A 16,178-nucleotide genomic window follows, 5' to 3' on the forward strand; every position below is an offset into this window, starting at 1 on the left:
CTCAGCTTGCCTTCTTGCTGTGGCTGTCGCTGCGCGCCGGCGCCTTCTTCTTTGCCGGATCCTTCGTTGGTGGGGCCTTGCCGCTCATCTTCGCGCTCTGGCGCAGCGCCTCCATCAGGTCGACGACCTTGCGCTCCGGCTGCTTCTTCTTCTTCGGCGGTGCCCGGCCCTCGATCTTCGCCTTCACCAGTTCGACGAGGGCCGCCTCGTACCGATCCTCATATTCGCTTGGTTCGAAGCTGCCCTGCTTGGTGCCAATGATATGGCCGGCAAGCTCGATCATCTCCTTGTCGAATTTGATGTCGGGAATGTCTTTGAAGACCGTATCGGCCGAGCGCACCTCGTAATCGAAGTTCAGCATCGTCGCGACGATGTAATCGTCATGAGGGCGGATCAGCAGCGTCCGGTTGCGCCGGAAAAGCACGGCTTCGGCGAGTGCTGCGACCTTGCCGTCGCGCATGCCCCTGGCGATCAGCGACAGCGCCTCCTCGTCATGCTCGTCCACGGGGGCGAGATAATAAGGGCGGTCGAAATAAAGCTTGTCGATCCCGTCGAGGGCGATGAAAGCCTTGATATTCAGCACCTTGTCGCTCTCCGGCATGATCTCGGCAATCTCGTCGCCCTCGATGACGATGTAGTCGCCGCTCTCAATCTGGTAGCCCTTGACCTGGTCGTCCCGCTCGACCGGTTTGCCGGTCTCGCTGTCGACGAATTGCCGTTCCACCCGATGGCCGGTCCTGCGGTTGATGATGTTGAAGGAGACGCGGTCGGAGGAGGAAACGGCGGTGTAGAGCCCGACGGCGCAGGCAAGGTCGCCCACCTTCAGATGACCCTTCCAGCTTGCCCGAGCGGCCATTCCATCCTCCGTCGCAAATCAGAGCCGGCTGCCGCTCTTGTCGGTTTCGAGTTCCTGAAATGCCCAGCCGCGGCCGTCAGGCGCGGGATAGGCGAGCAGCGCATCGCCATCGCCGATCTTCTGGCGCGACGCGGCGTCCTTGGCATGGAAGATCGCTTCATCAGCCGTCGCATAGGTTTCCGAAAGCGTATCGCCGAGCTTATAGGCCCAGCCATTGTCATGCGGGACGACCTGATAGGTGATATCGGCCATTTCGGATCTCCTCTTCTCAATCAAATAGGGAGCATGATGGCGTTGGCATCCTGCTCTAGTTCCGATTTGTTTTGCGCCGTTCATCGAGGGCGATGATTTTCTCCAGCGATGCGATATCCTCGCTGGTGACGACGGGAACCGGATCGGCCGCGATCGCCTCCAGCACCTCCTTCGAGACGGCGCCGTTGCGGATCGCCCATTCCAGCGTTTCTCGCGTCTCTCGCTCGGCCTTCAACTGCGCATAGAGCGCGACGATCAGCCGATCGCGAGCATCCATCCGCCGGCCTTGGTTATCCATGCTGCGGACGTGCACCATCGCAATCCACCTTTGTCACTGATTTCGTTCAGGTGTATTCAACTGATGAGGGATGGAAAGGTTCCGAAACCGGTGGGCGGGCTTTGCCATTGCCGCATCAGGCGGAATCGCCATCCGGAGGATATTTGCGAGAGGATTTCAATATGGCCGATCTCAAGATTCGCCCCCGCCCGACCGGCGCCACCGCCGTGGTCGGCCGCACCGGTTTCCCGCACGTCATCTCCGCCACCAAGGGTGAGATCGATATCGTCACCGCGCCGTCGCAGCCGGGCTTCAATCCGCTCGACCTGCTCTATTCCTCGCTCTCGGCCTGCCTGGTGCTCAGCGCCCGCATCATCGCCAGCCAGATGGGCGTTCTCGACAAGATCAGCGAAATCACTGCCGACGTCACCGGCGAGAAGGCGACGGAAGGCCTTTCGCGCGTTGCCAAGTTCAACATCGCCTTCTCGATCAAGGGTGATATCGACGAGGAAACCCGGCAGAAGATCGCCCACGCCGCCGAAGACGAGATCTGCACGGTGAGCAACACCATCCGCGGCAATCCCGAATTCTCGACGACAATATCGGGATAAGCCTATAAAAATTATAGACAATAGCGGCGGAAGGATTGCGCGACCGCTGCCCCGCTTCTATGCTCGGATATCGAAGCAACGATCCCGGCCACCATGCAGCCCAAGCCTCTCCCGACGTCCGCACAACCCGTCGTTGCCATCATTGGCGGCGGTATCTCCGGCGCCGGCGTCGCCTATCATCTCGCTAAGGCCGACTGCGGCGAGCGTCCTGCCATCGTGGTCTTCGAGCCGCGCGCCGAACTCGGCCGCGGCCTTGCCTATGACACGGATGATCCGGCTCATCGCATCAATGTGCCGGCCGCCAAGATGAGCCTGCAGCCGGGCGACTTGAGTGAATTCCAGGCCTGGATCGAAGCCCGCGATGCCGTCGCCGACGATCCCGAGGCCAGGCAGCCCGATGGCTCATTCTTCCCCCGGCGCCGGCTCTTCGGCGAGTATGTCGCCTCCCTGCTGAAACCGCTGCTGGAAGACGGGAGCGTGCGTCATTGCCGCGCCGCGGTGACGGGTGTCGAACGCCGTGCCGGCCGCTGGTCGATCCTCGACGACAAGGGCGGCGTGACGGAGGCCAATATCGTCGCGATCGCCACCAGCCATCCGCCGCCGGCAGCTCCCGGCCGGCTTGCGATCCGGCTTGCGGCCCATCCCCGTTTCGTCGCCGATACCACCAAGCCCGGAGCGCTCGACGCGATCCGCCCGCATGACCGGGTGCTGGTCATAGGCAACGGTCTGACGGCCGCCGATGTGATTGCCTCGCTGGCGCAGCGCGGACATGACGGTCCGGTGACCGCGATCTCGCGGCGCGGTCTGCGGTCTCGCGGCCATGCGTCGGTCGCGCAGCCGCTTTTCGGCGATTTCGTCTCCGATGCGACCCATTCCGCCGTTTCGCTGCTGGCGGGGATCCGCACCGCCATCGATGCGGCGAAGGCTGACGGCATCAGCTGGCATGGCGTGATCGATCAGGTGCGGGCGCAGGGATACGAACTCTGGCAGGCGCTGCCGGTTGCCGAACGGCGCCGTCTCGTCCGCCATCTGCGTCCCTATTGGGACGTGCACCGTTTCCGGATCGCCCCGCAGGTCGAGGCCGTGCTCGACGCGGCGGTTGCTGCGGGCCGCCTCGATATCCTGGCCGGCTCGGTCGTCGATGCGCGCATCGAGGGCGAGTTGATCCTTTGCACCCTGCAGCCGCGTCATCAGCGCCAACCGCTGGAGAGACCTTATGACGCTGTCGTCGTCACCACCGGCCCGGCGCATGGCGGCATCCTCGAAACCCAGCCCTGGCTTGCAGCACTTGCGGCAGACGGTCACCTGGCGCTCGACCCGACCGGCCTCGGCCTTGCCTGTACCGAGCGTTCGGAGGCGATCGGCCCATCCGGACGGGCCGATCCCTCGCTGCTGATCTCCGGCCCGCTGGCGCGCGGCACGTTCGGCGAGCTGATGGGACTGCCGCAGGTGACCGAGCATGCCTTCTTCGTCGCCGGCGAGATCGCCGAAAAGCTGAGGACGCGCGCGACGAATAGGCATCCTGCCTGATTTTCGATCAATATGTCGTTCTTCGGCTGTCGCCGGTGATCGACTTCTGATACGCACCCGGCATCCGGGTGACCAAGAATATCGAGATCATGTCGCAGCCTGCCTCCACCCTTTCCGAAGCCTCGCCTTCCAATCGTTTTGCCCTTGCGGCCCTCCTTCTCGGCGGGGCGGCGATCGGCGGCTCGCCGATCTTCGTCAGGCTGTCCGAGGTCGGGCCGATGGCGACCGCCTTCTGGCGCGTGGCGCTGGCACTGATCCCGATCTTCATCGTCTCGCTGATGAAGAAGGAGGGGGGTCCGAAGCCGCAAAATCTTTCCGACTACGGCATGCTGGTTCTCCCGGGCGTCATGCTGGCGCTCGATCTCGGCGCCTGGCACCTGTCGCTCACCATGACGTCGGTCGCCAATGCGACGCTGCTTGCCAACCTTGCGCCGGTTTTCGTCACGCTGATCGCCTTCCTCTTTTTCAGCGCGCAGATCAGCCGCATTTTCATCCTCGGACTTGCCGTGGCGCTCTGCGGCGTCGTCATTCTGAAGGGCGGGCCGGCAGCTGTCGGCAATGGCGATCTCAGCGGCGACGGCATGGCGATGATCGCCGCCTTCTTCTATGCCTGCTACATCCTGGCGATCGGCAGGCTACGCAGCCGGTTCGATACGATCCGCATCATGTTGTGGAGCACGGCCTGCGCCGCCGTCTGCATCTTTCCGATCGGCCTCATCTATGAGGGCCATATGCTGCCCGCGACCGTCTATGGCTGGTCGATCGTTTTCGGCCTGGCTTTTATCAGCCATGCCGGCGGGCAGGTGGCGATCACCTATGCGCTCGCCTATCTGCCGCCGGCCTTTTCCTCGCTGACGCTGCTGCTGCAGCCGGTCGTCGCGGCCATCCTCGCCTGGGCGTTGCTGAGCGAGGCGATCGGGGCGATGCAGGCGCTCGGCGGCGCCATCGTGCTTGCCGGCATCATGGTTGCCCGCCGCGGCTGATCGTCAGCGATTTTCCTGCAGCAGCCATTTCTGGATGATCGGAATGTCGGCATCGCCGAGATCGTGGCCGCCGGGGATGACGTCGGAATCGACGGTGGCGCCCGAACTCTTCAGCCTCTCTTCCAGCTCGCTCGCATATTTGCCGTAGGCATCGGTCTTGCCGCTGATGACGAGCAGGTCCGTGCCTTTGAGATCGGCATGCGGATAGTCGCTGAGCACCGGCATGGAGCGCAGCAGCACCGCCTTGTGAACCAGGTTCGGGTGCAGGTAGAGCAGCGAGTTCAACAGGTTGGCGCCATTGGAATATCCGACATAGACGACCTTCTGAGGATCGAGCCCGTAGGATTTGACGGCGCCTTCGATGAAGGCCGCGAAGGCTTCGGCCTCGGTCTTGATGTCGTTCTGGTCGAAGGAGAAGGGGGTGATGCGCTTGTACCAGCGCGGAAAGCCTTCCTCCGTCGCCCGGCCGCGCACGCCGAGCAGCGTCGCCCGCGGCGCCGCCTTGTTCAGGAGCGGCATCAGCGTCGTCTCATTGCCGCCGGAACCGTGCAGCAGCACGAAGACGCTGCCATCGGGATCGGGGGGCGTATAGAAGCGATGGACGAATGGCAGCTCGCGATAGTTGACGCGCGGCTGGCCGGGCATCGAAAACTGCGGCAGCACCACCTTCAGGTCATGGAGATTGGTGATGGCTTCGGGCGGGGAGAACAGCTTCGTCCCCAGGGCGGCCTGTTCTTCGTCCACGGTCATGCCGGGCTTGTCGGTGGCAAGCTCCACCAGCGTGCCGCCGGGCTCGCGGGCGTAAAGCGAGCGGAAATATTTGCGGTCGTGCATATTGGTCGGCGACGCATCGGTCGCTTCCAGTGCCTTGCGCACCGAAAGCAGCGTGTCCTCGTCGGCGGCGCGGAAGGCGACGTGGTCGATCGTGCCGGTGCCTGGCGCGCCGGACCAGAAGCCGCGCGCATCGCGCACGTCGATGACGTCGCCGGATTGCGACACCAGCCTGTCGATCGTGCCACGATTGGCCTGGAAGCGATAACCGAAATGGGTCTCGAGGAAGCTGCGGCTTTCGGCGGGCTTCTCCGTCAGCATGGTGGCGCCGCGCACGCGCTGGACGGCATGCTCGATCGGGATCGAGGCGCCGTCCCAGGCGGCCGGCGATGCCAGGGTCTTTGTGCCTGCGAGCTTGAGGATGATGTTGTCGGGGTCCTTCAGCCGCAGCACAGGCTCGCCGAATTCGTCGGCCGGCCCCTCCGAGCGCAGGCCGAAGCTCATGGCGCGCGTCAGCCAATAGCCGATGCTGGCGGGATCGATCGACAGGGATATTTCGCTGATCTGGCCGAAGCCCACCCGGCCGGGGGCGCCATCTTCCCAGGCGAGAAAGGTGAGGAGGGAACCCGGCGTCCCCGCCGCATCGCCATAGAAGAGATGAAGCTGCGTCGCATCCTCGTAACCGGCTGTCTGCTTGACGAGCCGCATGCCGAGAAACCCGGCGTAGAAGTCCACGTTCGCCTGCACCTTTCGGGTTACGGCCGTGACGTGATGAATGCCTGATACCATCGAGAGCAGTCCTGATTGAAGCGGCGTCGTCAGGAGCGCGAGTATGAGAGCTGCGAAGGTCATACCGTTGCCAATGACCGTCGCTTAGTTTTGTTCCGCACAAAGTGCAAGCGAATCGCCGCGCTGCAGCAATTCCAAATGTTCGACATCTTCGAGTGCCTCTTCCAGTTGCTGCAGGGTCGGCGGCTTGACCATATAGGCGCGCGCGCCGAGATTTCTGGCCCGCCGCATGTCGGTCTCATCGCTTGAGGTGCTCAGGATGCAGACGGGAATTCGCTTGAGGCGAACATCGGCGGAAAGCGCATGCAGCACCTCGAAGCCGTCCATGATCGGCATGTTGATGTCGAGCAGCATCAGGTCGATCTGCGGCACATCGGCGATGCCGGCACGCTCTTCGAGCAGCCGCATCGCCTCGCGTCCATTGGTGGCGACATGCAGGTTGAAATTCACCTTCTCCCGGCGCATCAGCTTGATCTTCAGAATCTGGATGTCGGCCGGGCTGTCTTCCACCAGCAGCACTTCGGCGAGCCTGCCCGAACCTTCGCCTGGCTGCTCCGCCGGCCTGGCGCTGTGCGGGATGGCCGATGCGACGGCCGGCGCGGGCCTTGCCTCGGCGAGCGGCACTTCGACAACGAAGGTGGCGCCCGGCCCATTTTCCGGCTCGCACCAGATCGAGCCGCCATGCAACTGCGCGATGCGGCGGCAGATGGCAAGGCCGAGCCCGGTGCCTTCGATGCCACGGCCGACGAGGCGCTTGAACGGCTGGAAGATCAGTTCGCGGTGCTCGGGATCAATGCCGGGTCCGTTGTCGCGCACTGTGAGACGGCAGATATCGCGCTGCGCTTGCCCGGTGATGCTGACCTCCGGAACCTTCTGGTCGCAATAGCGGATGGCATTCGACACCAGGTTCTGCAAAAGCTGGGTCAGCAGCGTCGCATCGCCCATCACCTCCGGCAGCGCCCCGCGGATGATGACGGCTCCTCGGCTCTCGGTCTGCTGGCGCAGATTGTCCTCCACCTGGTCGAGCACAGCGGAGAGCGAGACCGGCCTGAGCTCCGGTCCGCCGGAGGCCTCGAGCCTGGTGAAGCCCGAGACCTTGACGATCAGATCTTCCATATGGTCGGCGGCGCTGAGCACGTAATCGAGCAGTTCGCGGTCTTCGGCCGGAAGCGCCGACGACCCGTGCAGGATGCGGCTGAAGGATTTGATCGTCCGCAGCGGCTCCTTCAGATCATGGGCCATGGCGCGCGTGAAGATCTCGAGCGATTGCCGCTTCTGCTCCAGCTTTGCTTCCAGCATGCCGTGCATGATGGCGTTCTGGATGCAGCGATGCAGTGTTTCCGGCGACAGGGAATCCTTTGTCAGATAGTCGCGCGCCCCGCTCTTCATCACCTCGACGGCCACGGTTTCGCTGCCCTGGCCGGTCAGCATGATGACGTTGGCGGCGGGATCGGCCTCCAGGATATCGGCAAGAACGCCGAGACCGTCGCGCCCCGGAAGCGAATAGTCGAGCAGGATGCAGTTCGGCCGTTTCCGGCCGTTCAACGCCAGGCCCTCTTCACCTGTCTCCGCCTCCACGACCGTATAGGCGGTGCTGGAGACGCGGCCCAATATGCGGCGATAGACCTCGCGATCGTCGATATTGTCGTCGATGATGAGAATGCTGCAGACTTCCGCCAATCTGTCAGTCCTCGAGCGGCAGGATCGCGATTTCGAACCAGTATTCCTTCAGCCGCTGGATCGCAGCGAAGAGCCCGTCCAGATCGACCGGCTTCTGCACATAGGTATTGGCGCCGAGCGCATAGCAGCCTTCGATATCGCGCTCGTCGTCGGAGGTCGTGAGGATCACCACCGGGATCTTGCGCCAGCCGGCGTTCGATTTGATCGCCTCCAGCGTCTTGCGGCCGTCAAGGCCCGGCATGTTGAGATCGAGCAGGATCAGCCCCGGTTTCGGTGCCATCACGCCGAGCATGTCGAGCGCTTCCTGCCCCGAGGCTGCCCAGCGGATCGAGTTGCGCAGGTTGGTGCGTTTGAAGGCGCGCATCGTTGCTTCGAAATCGTCTTCGCTGTCCTCGACGATCAGGATTGGTTGCGTGTCACGCTGCTGCATTCTGCCCCTCGCGCTTTCTTCCCAGGGTGAAATAGAATGTCGTGCCGGCGCCGACCTCGGATTCCAGCCAGATATCGCCATTGTGTCGCGCGATGATCTTGCGAACGAAGGTGAGGCCTGCTCCGGTACCATCTTCGGAATCCTGCGACTTTTCCAGCCTTTTGAAAATGCGGAAAATGTCCTCATGGAATTCCTGGGGTATGCCCTTGCCGTTATCTCTAACGAAAAACACGTTGCGGGCAACCGTGCCGTCCTGGCCGACGAACCGGTCGAGGTAACCGATCGAGACGAGCGGCGCCGGCTTGTCGTTGTATTTGATCGCATTGGTGATGAGATTGCGGAACACTTCGGTCAATCGCGGCGCGTCGCAGACCACTTCCGGCAGCCGGCCGTCGATGATGACCTTGGCATGCCGTTCCTCGAGCAGCAGCTCCATCGTCGCGACGACATCCTTGACGATCAGGCTGATGTCGGTGCGTTTGACTGCCAGTTGCTGCCGCCCGAGCCGGGAGAAATACAGAAGGTCGTTGACGAGTTTCTCCATGCGCTGGCTGAGACGTACGAGCCGGTTCAGCCGGCGTACGCCGTCGACGTCGAGCTTGTCTTCGTAGTCCTCCAGGAGGAAGCGGGAGTGGTTGTGCAGGCCGCGCAGCGGTTCCTTCAGATCATGCGAGGCGATATAGGCGAATTCATCGAGGTCGTGGTTGCTGCGCTCGAGTTCGGCCGTATAGGCCTCGAGCTGGGCAAGCGTCGCCTTCATCCGTTCTTCCTGCCGGACGCGCTCGCTGATATCACGCACGATGCCGACGAAGATCTTCGTATCGCCGGTGACGACGGTGCTGATGGAAACATCGATCGGAAAGACGATGCCGTTCTTGCGGCGTCCGGAGACCATGCGCGTCGTGCCGATGATCCGTTCCTCGCCGGTCTGCCGGTAATGGGCGAGATAGCCGTCGTGCTCGGAATGGTAGGGTTCGGGCATCAGCATCTTGATGTTCCGGCCGATCGTGTCCTGCGGGGAGTAGCCGAACATGCTTTCCGCCGCCGGATTGAAGCTCCTGATCGTTCCACGATCGTCGATGACGACGACGGCATCAGGCGTGCCGCGCAACAACGCGCCGAAGCGGACGCGCTCGGTTTCGAGGTTATAGTTGTTGCGCATGAAATAGAAGACGAGGATCGCGATCAGCCAGAGCGTGGCGGCCGTAATCGTGCGGTTGGCGATCTCCTGCCAGAATGTCGCCTCATCGTGCCTGACGGCGAAGAAGCCGAGCATCAGCAGCACGGTGCAGGCAAAGGCGAAGAAAAGCGGCGCGTTCCTGTTGCCGAACCAGAGCGCCGTCAGCACCAGCGGCACGTAGAGAATGCCGTTGGCGACACCCAGCGGCGTATAGAGATCGACGAGAAGGCCGGTGAAGCACACGGCAGCCGGGATCCAGAGCGGGATCTGCGCCCGGTTTGCCGGCTGCATCCACCAGGAGCGGGCGAGAAGCCCCGCGCCGAAGATCACCATGCCGACCGCCGTATGCAGCGCCATCGCTGCATAGGGCCCCCAACGGTAGCCCTGTTCGGCATCGGTGACGTAGCTCGCCAGCGCGATCATGCCGAGCGTCATGACGACGTAGCTCGTCAGCTCCTGCACCACCTGGCTTTTCCTCTCCACCGGGAGCGAAAGCAGCAGCGAAAGATTGGCGATCAGGAAGATCAACGCCGTATTCGGCCCCATGCCGCCGCCGATCTGCACAATGAAAGCGGGGGGAACCAGGAAGCGCGAGATCAACACGTCGACATTGTGGAAAGTCCGGCCGATCGTGACGATTTCCACGAGCCGGGCTGCGGCAAACGCCGCTGCAAGTCCCGCCGTCATCGTAGCCGTTATTCGAAAACGGCGGCCGGTCAGTGTCGAGGCGGCAAGCCCCGTCCCGGAAAGCACGAAGCAGAGCGCAGTGTTGAAGGCCATCGACGGAAAGCCGGGAACCAGCGAAATAATGATCTCGACCTGCAGCAGCCAGCCGGCAAGGGCGGTCACGCCGAGAAGGACCATCAGGCAGCCGACGGCAATCGCAAAGGCACGGTAGTGCCGCCTTCGCTGGTCCTGCAGGTCCACGTCGCTGTTATCCTGCACCCGCCTATTCTCCTTGGTTTGCGCGGTCATTTTTTCCGAAATCAACGAATACTCAATAGGCAAAGGGAAGGCGATGCCGCGCTTTTTGCGAAATGCCTTGCGGTAATATATATCGAACTTTCGTGAAACCGCGGTATCGTGATTTCTAAGGACAGCGACGTTCGTTCGAACAATATCCAATCACGGTGATGGATGCCGACCCTATTTTACGTCGATGACAGCAGGGATGACCTCTTTTATCTCGACTATATCAGCCGGAAGCAGCAGATAGACGTCGATCTATTCTGCTTTTCGACAGCCGATATGGCGCTGGAGGCGTTGGAGGCGCGCGCGGCGGAAGGCAAGGCCGTGCCCGATCTGTTGATCACCGATCTCTACATGCCGCTCGATAGCGGCACTGGCCTGGTGCTGAGCCTGCGCCGGGATGTTCGGTTCAAGTCGATGCGGCTTGCGATCTGCAGCGGATCGGATGCCGATGAGGATCGCGCGCGTGCGCTTGAGGCCGGCGCCGATTTCTATCTCGAAAAACCCCTTGACCTTGCCGCAGTCATTCTCAATCTTGAAGTGTAGGAAACGACGTCAGTCCGGCGGCCTGTTTTCTGCCGCTTGCCTGGAGCATCCGACAAACCGCAATTGACAAGGTCGGGGGCGCAACACAAGATGCAACCGAAGCGAAGGAAATGGAACGCAAAATAAGCGCTGAGAGAACCGATGAACCCGCGTTCGCCGCCACGAACATCAGCCAACCCCTTAGCTGAATGGGTCTATCGGTTCTCTCGCGCTTACGTCTGGCACTGCCTTCTCGCATTCATGGATGTTGAACACGAGAAGATTTACGATACCCAGGTAAGAACTACTGCCCCTCAGTAAAATCTGCCCGTGCATCACCTGTAGTTGAGATAATTGATGATTTCCGCCTTAAATATCGAAAGTCCCCGTTTTCGATATCTCTCATCAAGTTGTCTCGCAATTTTTGTAGCTCTTCGCGTCTAAGACGTATATCCCAAGATTTCGGGATCGGAGGCATCGGCGGGAGGAGAGGAAGAGTGGGAATGAACAATGCCCCGGCAATTCCCTTTCACGCCGGACCGGAACTGAGCCGGGCGATCAACCGCACCGATTTTTTCCGTCTGCTGAAGTCGGCGGCGCAGCATTACAACTTCGACAATTTCGCGCTTGCCCGCATTTCCGAGGCTTCAGCTCCTTTCGGTGAACGCGATATCGTCATCACCAATGTTGCCGAGCGGCGTGTCGGCCTTTTCATCACGACATTGAAGGAAGCGCTCGGGACCGTCCGGGCAAAGTCCGCCCAGTTCCTGGCAACGCCGGTCCATGGCCGGAGCGCGCAGCCGGAAGATCATCCCTCCGAGCTGGTTTTCAACGAGTTCCTGAGCGGCGTCTTTCTGTTCATCCCGCTGTTCACGCCGGAAGGGCGGCGCTATTGCCTCGTGCTCAGCGGCGAGCGTCAGGAGCCCGATCAGAGCGAGATCGCCGACATGCTTCTCGATGCCATGCGCATTTTCGACAAGCTCTACGAGGAAATCCTGACGCCGGAAATGTCCGGACGGCTGACGCAGCGCGAATCGGAAATCGTCAAATGGACGAGCGAAGGCAAGACGTCGGCGGAGATCGCCATCATTCTCGGTCTCTCCGAACATACGGTCAATTCGCACATCACCGCGGCCGCGCGCAAACTCGACGCCGTCAACCGCGTTCATATGGTGGCGATCGCCTTGAGGAATGGTTTGGTGTCGTGAAGTTGGTTTCGGGATTGGGGAAATGAGACGATGATCACCGAAACGGGCCGAAGGAACGCCGTCAAGGTTCTGTTTGTCGACGACGAATTCATCGAATTCCGCGCGCTCAAGAAGAAGATCGCCGATCTCTCCGAGCCGGCCGTCGAGGTCGAATATTCGCCTTCGATCGGTGACGCGCTGGAAAAGATCCGCTTGGAGCGATTCGATCTCATCCTGCTCGACAACCGCCTTCTGCCGAACGCCGATTTCCGCGAAACGGTGCCGGAACTGCGCGGCATCGGCTACACCGGACCGATCGGCGTCGTCTCGACCGATATATCGGGTGGCTATTTCCAGGAATTCCCGGATTACGGCGTCGATTTCCGTATCGGCAAGGACGAAATCGATGCGCAGACGCTGCAGCACATCATCCGCGAATATGTGACCTATGACGTCCCGGATTTCTGGAAGGACGACTACAGCATCTAGAGCAATTCCAGGAAAAGTGCGAAGCGGTTTTTGCCGGGAATTGCGTAAAAACAAAAGGATAGAGCGGTTCGGCGCTCCCTTAAAAGCTGAACCGCTTTAAAGCAATTTCCAGCAAAACCACTGCACGCTTCAGCTGGAAGTTGCTGATTTCAAGCAATAGGAAGGCGGATGATGAAGCGGCTGCCGCTTTCATCCGAATGCTCGAGGCTGATATCGCCGCCCAGCGCCGTCAGAAACTCCCGCGCCGTCGTCAATCCGAGACCGGCGCCCTGAACCGCTCCCGCTTTCGGCAATTTCCAGAAGGGCTCGAATATCCGCTCCCGATAGGCCGAATCGATGCCCGTGCCATTGTCGGAGATGCGGATAAACCAGTCGGTGCCCTCTCGCACTGCCGCAATCGTCACATGCGGTGGCGCTTCGCTGCGATAGGTGAGGGCATTGGTCAGCAGATGCCGCAGCACCAGCCCGAGCAGGGCAGGATCGGTCCGGATGGAGGGCAGGCCCACGCTTTCAAGCGTCGCGCCGCGAACCTCGGTCTCGTCGGTCAACTCGCCCCAGATATTGTCGGCCAGCGCCTGCAGATCCACCTCTTCAGGCGTCACCTGGGGCGTTCCGCCGGCAAGGCTCATCAATGCCTTGGTGAGGCGCTGCGCGGCTTGCGCTTTCTCCAGGATCATCCTGAGGCTCTGCAACTGTTCGCCGTCGAGCGTCTCCTCGAGATCGTCGAGCAGCAGCTCGGCATACATGGCGATGTGGCGCAGCGGCGATTGCAGGTCATGCGAGGCGGTCGCGAGAAAACGCTTGATGCGCTCCTCGCTGTCGCCGGCGACAGCGGTTTCCGGCGGTCTTGTCGGGTTGGATGACATCTGGCGGCTTCCCCGATCTCAATGACAGCGCCGCGTCTCTTCAGGTGCGCAAAGGACGCGGTAACACTTTGAATTGGCACATAATGCAGTCGCCGACAATAGAAAGAGGGCGCCGGCTCTGCAACCGGCGCCCTCTTCAAGGGTACGTTAACAACGAGATTCTCAGGTCGCCGATTTGCGCGGGCGGCCCTGTTCTGGCGGGATGATTTCGACTGCCGCATCGGTTGCCGGTGCCGCCTTGGCATGGCGGCGGCGCCAGTCGCCGAGGAAGAGCAGGATCGGCGCCGCGATGAAGATCGAAGAGGCGCCGGCCACGAGAATGCCGAAGACCATCGGGATCGCGAAGCTCGAGACCGCGCTGCCGCCCCAGATCGCCATCGGCACCAGGGCGAGGAAGGCCGTCGCATTGGTATAGAGGCTTCGTGCCAGGGTCTCGTTGATCGACTTGTCGATGATCTCGCGCAGCGGCATCGACTTATAGAGCCGCATGTTTTCGCGCATGCGGTCATAGACGACGACCTTGTCGTTCACCGAGTAGCCGACGAGCGTCAGGATGGCGGCGATGGCCGTCAAATTGAAGTCGAGGCCGGTGATTGCGAAGAAGCCGATCGCCTTGGTGACATCGAGCACCAGCGTGACGATGGCGCCGACGGCAAACGGCCATTCGAACCGCACCCAGATGTAGATCAGCATCGCGAAGCTTGCGATGACGACCGACAGGATGCCGGCCCAGGCAAGCTCGCCGCTGACCTTCGGACCGATGACATCGGTGCCTTCGACGGTGGCCTTCGGGTCGAGCTTGATGACTTCGGCCTTCAGCTTGGTCACAGCAGCCGTCTGTGCCTCTTCGCCGCCTTCCTGCCGTTGGGCGCGCACGAGAATGCTGTTGTTGTCGCCGAAGGACTGCAGCGAGATTTCGCCGAGGCCGAGGCTGTTCAGCCCCTCACGGAAGGTTCCGAGATCGGCCGGGGCACTGGTCCTGACCGACATCTGGATGCCGCCGCGGAAATCGACGCCGTAGTTGAGGCCGGGGTGAATGAACAGCACGACCGAGGCAATCGACAGGAGCGCCGAAACGGTGACGCCGAAGAAGCGCGCCTTCATGAACTGGATGTGCTTGTCATAGGGGCTGAACGGGATCAGCGGCCTGATGTTCAGCACCTTCAGCCTCTGGCGGCGGGTGATCTCGATCATCGCGACGCGCACGAAGGCGACCGAGGTGAACATCGAGATGATCAGGCCGAGCGCCATGGTCACGGCAAAGCCGCGAACCGGTCCGGAGCCGAAGTAGAACAGGATGGCCGCAGCGATCAGGGCCGTCATGTTGCCGTCGATGATGGTCGAATAGGCACGGCGGAAGCCGGTGTCGATGGCGGCGAAGGCGCTCTTGCCCTTGCGCGTTTCTTCGCGGATGCGCTCGTTGATCAGAACGTTGGCGTCAACAGCAAGGCCAATGCCGAGAACGACACCGGCGATGCCCGGCAGCGTCAGCGTCGCACCGACCAGCGTCAGGGCGGAGAAGGTCAGGATCGTGTGGATCAACAGGGCGACATTCGCCAGCACGCCCCAGGTGCCATAGAGAATGAAGATGAAGAGTGCTACGAGAGCAAAACCGACGATGCCGGAATAAATACCCATCTTGATTGCGTCGGCGCCGAGGTCGGCGCCGACGGTGCGTTCCTCGATGACGGTCAGCTTGGCGGGCAGGGCGCCGGCGCGCAGCATGGCGGCAAGCGTCGTGGCGCTGTCGGCCGAGAAGTTGCCGGAGATCTGGCCGGAACCGCCGGTGATCGGCTCGCGGATGACGGGCGCGCTCAGCACCTTGTCGTCGAGGACGATGGCGAAGGGATTGCCGACGTTCTGGCGGGTGATGTCGGCAAAGCGGGTGGCGCCGGCGCTGTCGAAGCGGAAGCTGACGATCGGCTCATGCGTGTTGGGGTCGAAGCTGACGCGGGCATCCGAAAGGCGGTCGCCGGAGATTTCGACGCGATCGAGGACCGGATAGGACCGGCCTTCATCGTCCTTCAGCATGGTCACGCCAGGTCCCGGCTGGTTGTTCGGCGCCAACATATGGAACGACATCTTGGCCGTGGAGCCGAGAAGTTCGCGCAGGCGCGACGGATCCTGTGCACCCGGAAGCTGGACGAGCACGCGGTTGGCGCCGATGCGCTGGATCGTCGGCTCGGAGACGCCGACCTGGTCGACGCGCTGTCGGATGACTTCGAGGCTCTGCTGAACGGCGTTGTCGACATTGGCGGAAATGCCGGCCGGCGAGAAGCCGACGGTGATCGTGGCGCCGCTTGCGGCGACATCAAGATCGGCCTGGCCGGCGCTGAGACCGGTGCTGATCGGGTTGGCGAGCGTCTTGAGTTCGGTGACGGCGGCATCGCTCTGCGCGGCGTCGGCGAGTGTTACGACGATCTGGTTCTGGCTGCGGACCACGGCTTTCGGCTGGATGCCCTTTTCGCGCAGCACGCGGCGCGCGTCCTGAAGCAGCGATTGCAGCCGCTCCTTGGTCAGGTCGGCTTCGTCGACTTCGAGAACGAGGTGCGAGCCGCCGCGAAGGTCGAGGCCGAGCGACACCTGCTCATGCGGCAGCCATGCCGGAATACGCTGGAGGATGGATTGCGGCAGGACGTTCGGCAGGGCGATCAATAGGCCGAGAAGGATGATCACCGTATAGGTGAACACCAGCCATGGTGAAGTACGCATGTTGTATTCCTTGATATCGAGGGCCGGCGCTCGGGCGCTGGCGGCATGTCGTCAATGGTCGGTCGGAGCGC

General features: G+C 61.9%; 15 protein-coding genes. 6 read left to right on the forward strand and 9 right to left on the reverse strand.

The window, feature by feature from the left end:
* Nucleotide 1 precedes the first annotated feature (1 nt).
* Genes FHX10_RS21135 through FHX10_RS21145 form a run of 3 tightly spaced genes read right to left on the reverse strand, consistent with a single transcriptional unit; the run spans nt 2 to nt 1,424 of the window.
* Nucleotides 2-856 carry a Ku protein gene (locus FHX10_RS21135; RefSeq protein ID WP_097595997.1) on the reverse strand — a complete coding sequence of 285 codons (855 nt, stop codon included), beginning with the start codon at nt 854-856 and terminating at the stop codon, nt 2-4.
* An 18-nt stretch (nt 857-874) separates the two neighbouring features.
* A complete protein-coding gene (locus tag FHX10_RS21140; RefSeq protein WP_028755588.1) occupies nt 875-1,108 on the reverse strand; it encodes a DUF2188 domain-containing protein in 234 nt (77 codons plus the stop codon).
* Nucleotides 1,109-1,163: 55 nt separating this feature from the next.
* Nucleotides 1,164-1,424 (reverse strand): hypothetical protein, encoded by a 261-nt coding sequence (locus FHX10_RS21145; RefSeq protein WP_097595996.1) that lies wholly within the window; start codon nt 1,422-1,424, stop codon nt 1,164-1,166.
* A 143-nt stretch (nt 1,425-1,567) separates the two neighbouring features.
* Between FHX10_RS21145 and FHX10_RS21150 the strand changes: the two genes are divergently transcribed.
* From FHX10_RS21150 to FHX10_RS21160, 3 genes are all read left to right on the forward strand, one after another.
* Entirely contained in the window at nt 1,568-1,996 is a 429-nt protein-coding gene (locus FHX10_RS21150) for an OsmC family protein (protein WP_168332643.1), read from the forward strand.
* Nucleotides 1,997-2,089: 93 nt separating this feature from the next.
* Nucleotides 2,090-3,526 (forward strand): FAD/NAD(P)-binding protein, encoded by a 1,437-nt coding sequence (locus FHX10_RS21155; RefSeq protein WP_184390140.1) that lies wholly within the window; start codon nt 2,090-2,092, stop codon nt 3,524-3,526.
* Nucleotides 3,527-3,615: 89 nt separating this feature from the next.
* Nucleotides 3,616-4,509, forward strand: coding sequence for a DMT family transporter (locus FHX10_RS21160; RefSeq protein WP_168332659.1), 894 nt, complete (start codon nt 3,616-3,618; stop codon nt 4,507-4,509).
* A 3-nt stretch (nt 4,510-4,512) separates the two neighbouring features.
* Here FHX10_RS21160 and FHX10_RS21165 read toward each other — a convergent pair whose 3' ends face one another.
* The 4 genes from FHX10_RS21165 to FHX10_RS21180 are packed head-to-tail and all read right to left on the reverse strand — an operon-like array spanning nt 4,513 to nt 10,304.
* Nucleotides 4,513-6,132 (reverse strand): VOC family protein, encoded by a 1,620-nt coding sequence (locus FHX10_RS21165; RefSeq protein WP_184390143.1) that lies wholly within the window; start codon nt 6,130-6,132, stop codon nt 4,513-4,515.
* Nucleotides 6,133-6,153: 21 nt separating this feature from the next.
* Complete coding sequence (locus FHX10_RS21170; protein WP_097595994.1) at nt 6,154-7,749, reverse strand: response regulator; 1,596 nt, start codon at nt 7,747-7,749, stop codon at nt 6,154-6,156.
* 4 nt (nt 7,750-7,753) lie between these two features.
* Nucleotides 7,754-8,179: a response regulator gene (locus tag FHX10_RS21175; protein WP_028755581.1), complete on the reverse strand. Its 426-nt coding sequence runs from the start codon at nt 8,177-8,179 to the stop codon at nt 7,754-7,756.
* Nucleotides 8,166-10,304: a sensor histidine kinase gene (locus FHX10_RS21180; protein ID WP_184390146.1), complete on the reverse strand. Its 2,139-nt coding sequence runs from the start codon at nt 10,302-10,304 to the stop codon at nt 8,166-8,168. Before FHX10_RS21180 ends, FHX10_RS21175 begins: the two co-directional genes overlap by 14 nt.
* Nucleotides 10,305-10,496: 192 nt before the next feature.
* Between FHX10_RS21180 and FHX10_RS21185 the strand changes: the two genes are divergently transcribed.
* The 3 genes from FHX10_RS21185 (at nt 10,497) to FHX10_RS21195 (ending at nt 12,529) form a co-directional block, all read left to right on the forward strand.
* The gene (locus FHX10_RS21185) at nt 10,497-10,874 is read left to right on the forward strand and encodes a response regulator (protein WP_097631201.1); all 378 of its coding nucleotides are present in this window, start codon (nt 10,497-10,499) and stop codon (nt 10,872-10,874) included.
* A 482-nt stretch (nt 10,875-11,356) separates the two neighbouring features.
* Nucleotides 11,357-12,061, forward strand: coding sequence for a helix-turn-helix transcriptional regulator (locus FHX10_RS21190; RefSeq protein ID WP_028755578.1), 705 nt, complete (start codon nt 11,357-11,359; stop codon nt 12,059-12,061).
* A 30-nt stretch (nt 12,062-12,091) separates the two neighbouring features.
* Complete coding sequence (locus FHX10_RS21195; RefSeq protein WP_028755577.1) at nt 12,092-12,529, forward strand: response regulator; 438 nt, start codon at nt 12,092-12,094, stop codon at nt 12,527-12,529.
* Between the two features lie 149 nt (nt 12,530-12,678).
* Here the strand turns inward: FHX10_RS21195 and FHX10_RS21200 are convergent, their stop codons facing one another.
* Together FHX10_RS21200 and secD are read right to left on the reverse strand one after the other, a co-directional pair.
* The gene (locus FHX10_RS21200) at nt 12,679-13,395 is read right to left on the reverse strand and encodes a sensor histidine kinase (RefSeq protein WP_028755576.1); all 717 of its coding nucleotides are present in this window, start codon (nt 13,393-13,395) and stop codon (nt 12,679-12,681) included.
* Nucleotides 13,396-13,557: 162 nt separating this feature from the next.
* Complete coding sequence (gene secD / locus FHX10_RS21205; RefSeq protein WP_184390148.1) at nt 13,558-16,107, reverse strand: protein translocase subunit SecD; 2,550 nt, start codon at nt 16,105-16,107, stop codon at nt 13,558-13,560.
* Nucleotides 16,108-16,178: the final 71 nt, after the last annotated feature.

The organism is Rhizobium sp. BK591, from assembly GCF_014195045.1.
Lineage (GTDB): Bacteria > Pseudomonadota > Alphaproteobacteria > Rhizobiales > Rhizobiaceae > Rhizobium > Rhizobium anhuiense.

What these genes read in the sequence shown, in the direction of transcription:
- FHX10_RS21155 (WP_184390140.1), top strand. Translation starts at nt 2,090, where the DNA reads ATGCAGCCCAAGCCTCTCCCGACGTCCGCACAACCCGTCGTTGCCATC.
- FHX10_RS21200 (WP_028755576.1), bottom strand. Translation starts at nt 13,395, where the DNA reads ATGTCATCCAACCCGACAAGACCGCCGGAAACCGCTGTCGCCGGCGAC.
- FHX10_RS21145 (WP_097595996.1), bottom strand. Translation starts at nt 1,424, where the DNA reads ATGGTGCACGTCCGCAGCATGGATAACCAAGGCCGGCGGATGGATGCT.
- FHX10_RS21195 (WP_028755577.1), top strand. Translation starts at nt 12,092, where the DNA reads ATGATCACCGAAACGGGCCGAAGGAACGCCGTCAAGGTTCTGTTTGTC.
- secD (WP_184390148.1), bottom strand. Translation starts at nt 16,107, where the DNA reads ATGCGTACTTCACCATGGCTGGTGTTCACCTATACGGTGATCATCCTT.
- FHX10_RS21135 (WP_097595997.1), bottom strand. Translation starts at nt 856, where the DNA reads ATGGCCGCTCGGGCAAGCTGGAAGGGTCATCTGAAGGTGGGCGACCTT.
- FHX10_RS21150 (WP_168332643.1), top strand. Translation starts at nt 1,568, where the DNA reads ATGGCCGATCTCAAGATTCGCCCCCGCCCGACCGGCGCCACCGCCGTG.
- FHX10_RS21165 (WP_184390143.1), bottom strand. Translation starts at nt 6,132, where the DNA reads ATGACCTTCGCAGCTCTCATACTCGCGCTCCTGACGACGCCGCTTCAA.
- FHX10_RS21175 (WP_028755581.1), bottom strand. Translation starts at nt 8,179, where the DNA reads ATGCAGCAGCGTGACACGCAACCAATCCTGATCGTCGAGGACAGCGAA.
- FHX10_RS21190 (WP_028755578.1), top strand. Translation starts at nt 11,357, where the DNA reads ATGAACAATGCCCCGGCAATTCCCTTTCACGCCGGACCGGAACTGAGC.
- FHX10_RS21160 (WP_168332659.1), top strand. Translation starts at nt 3,616, where the DNA reads ATGTCGCAGCCTGCCTCCACCCTTTCCGAAGCCTCGCCTTCCAATCGT.
- FHX10_RS21185 (WP_097631201.1), top strand. Translation starts at nt 10,497, where the DNA reads ATGCCGACCCTATTTTACGTCGATGACAGCAGGGATGACCTCTTTTAT.
- FHX10_RS21140 (WP_028755588.1), bottom strand. Translation starts at nt 1,108, where the DNA reads ATGGCCGATATCACCTATCAGGTCGTCCCGCATGACAATGGCTGGGCC.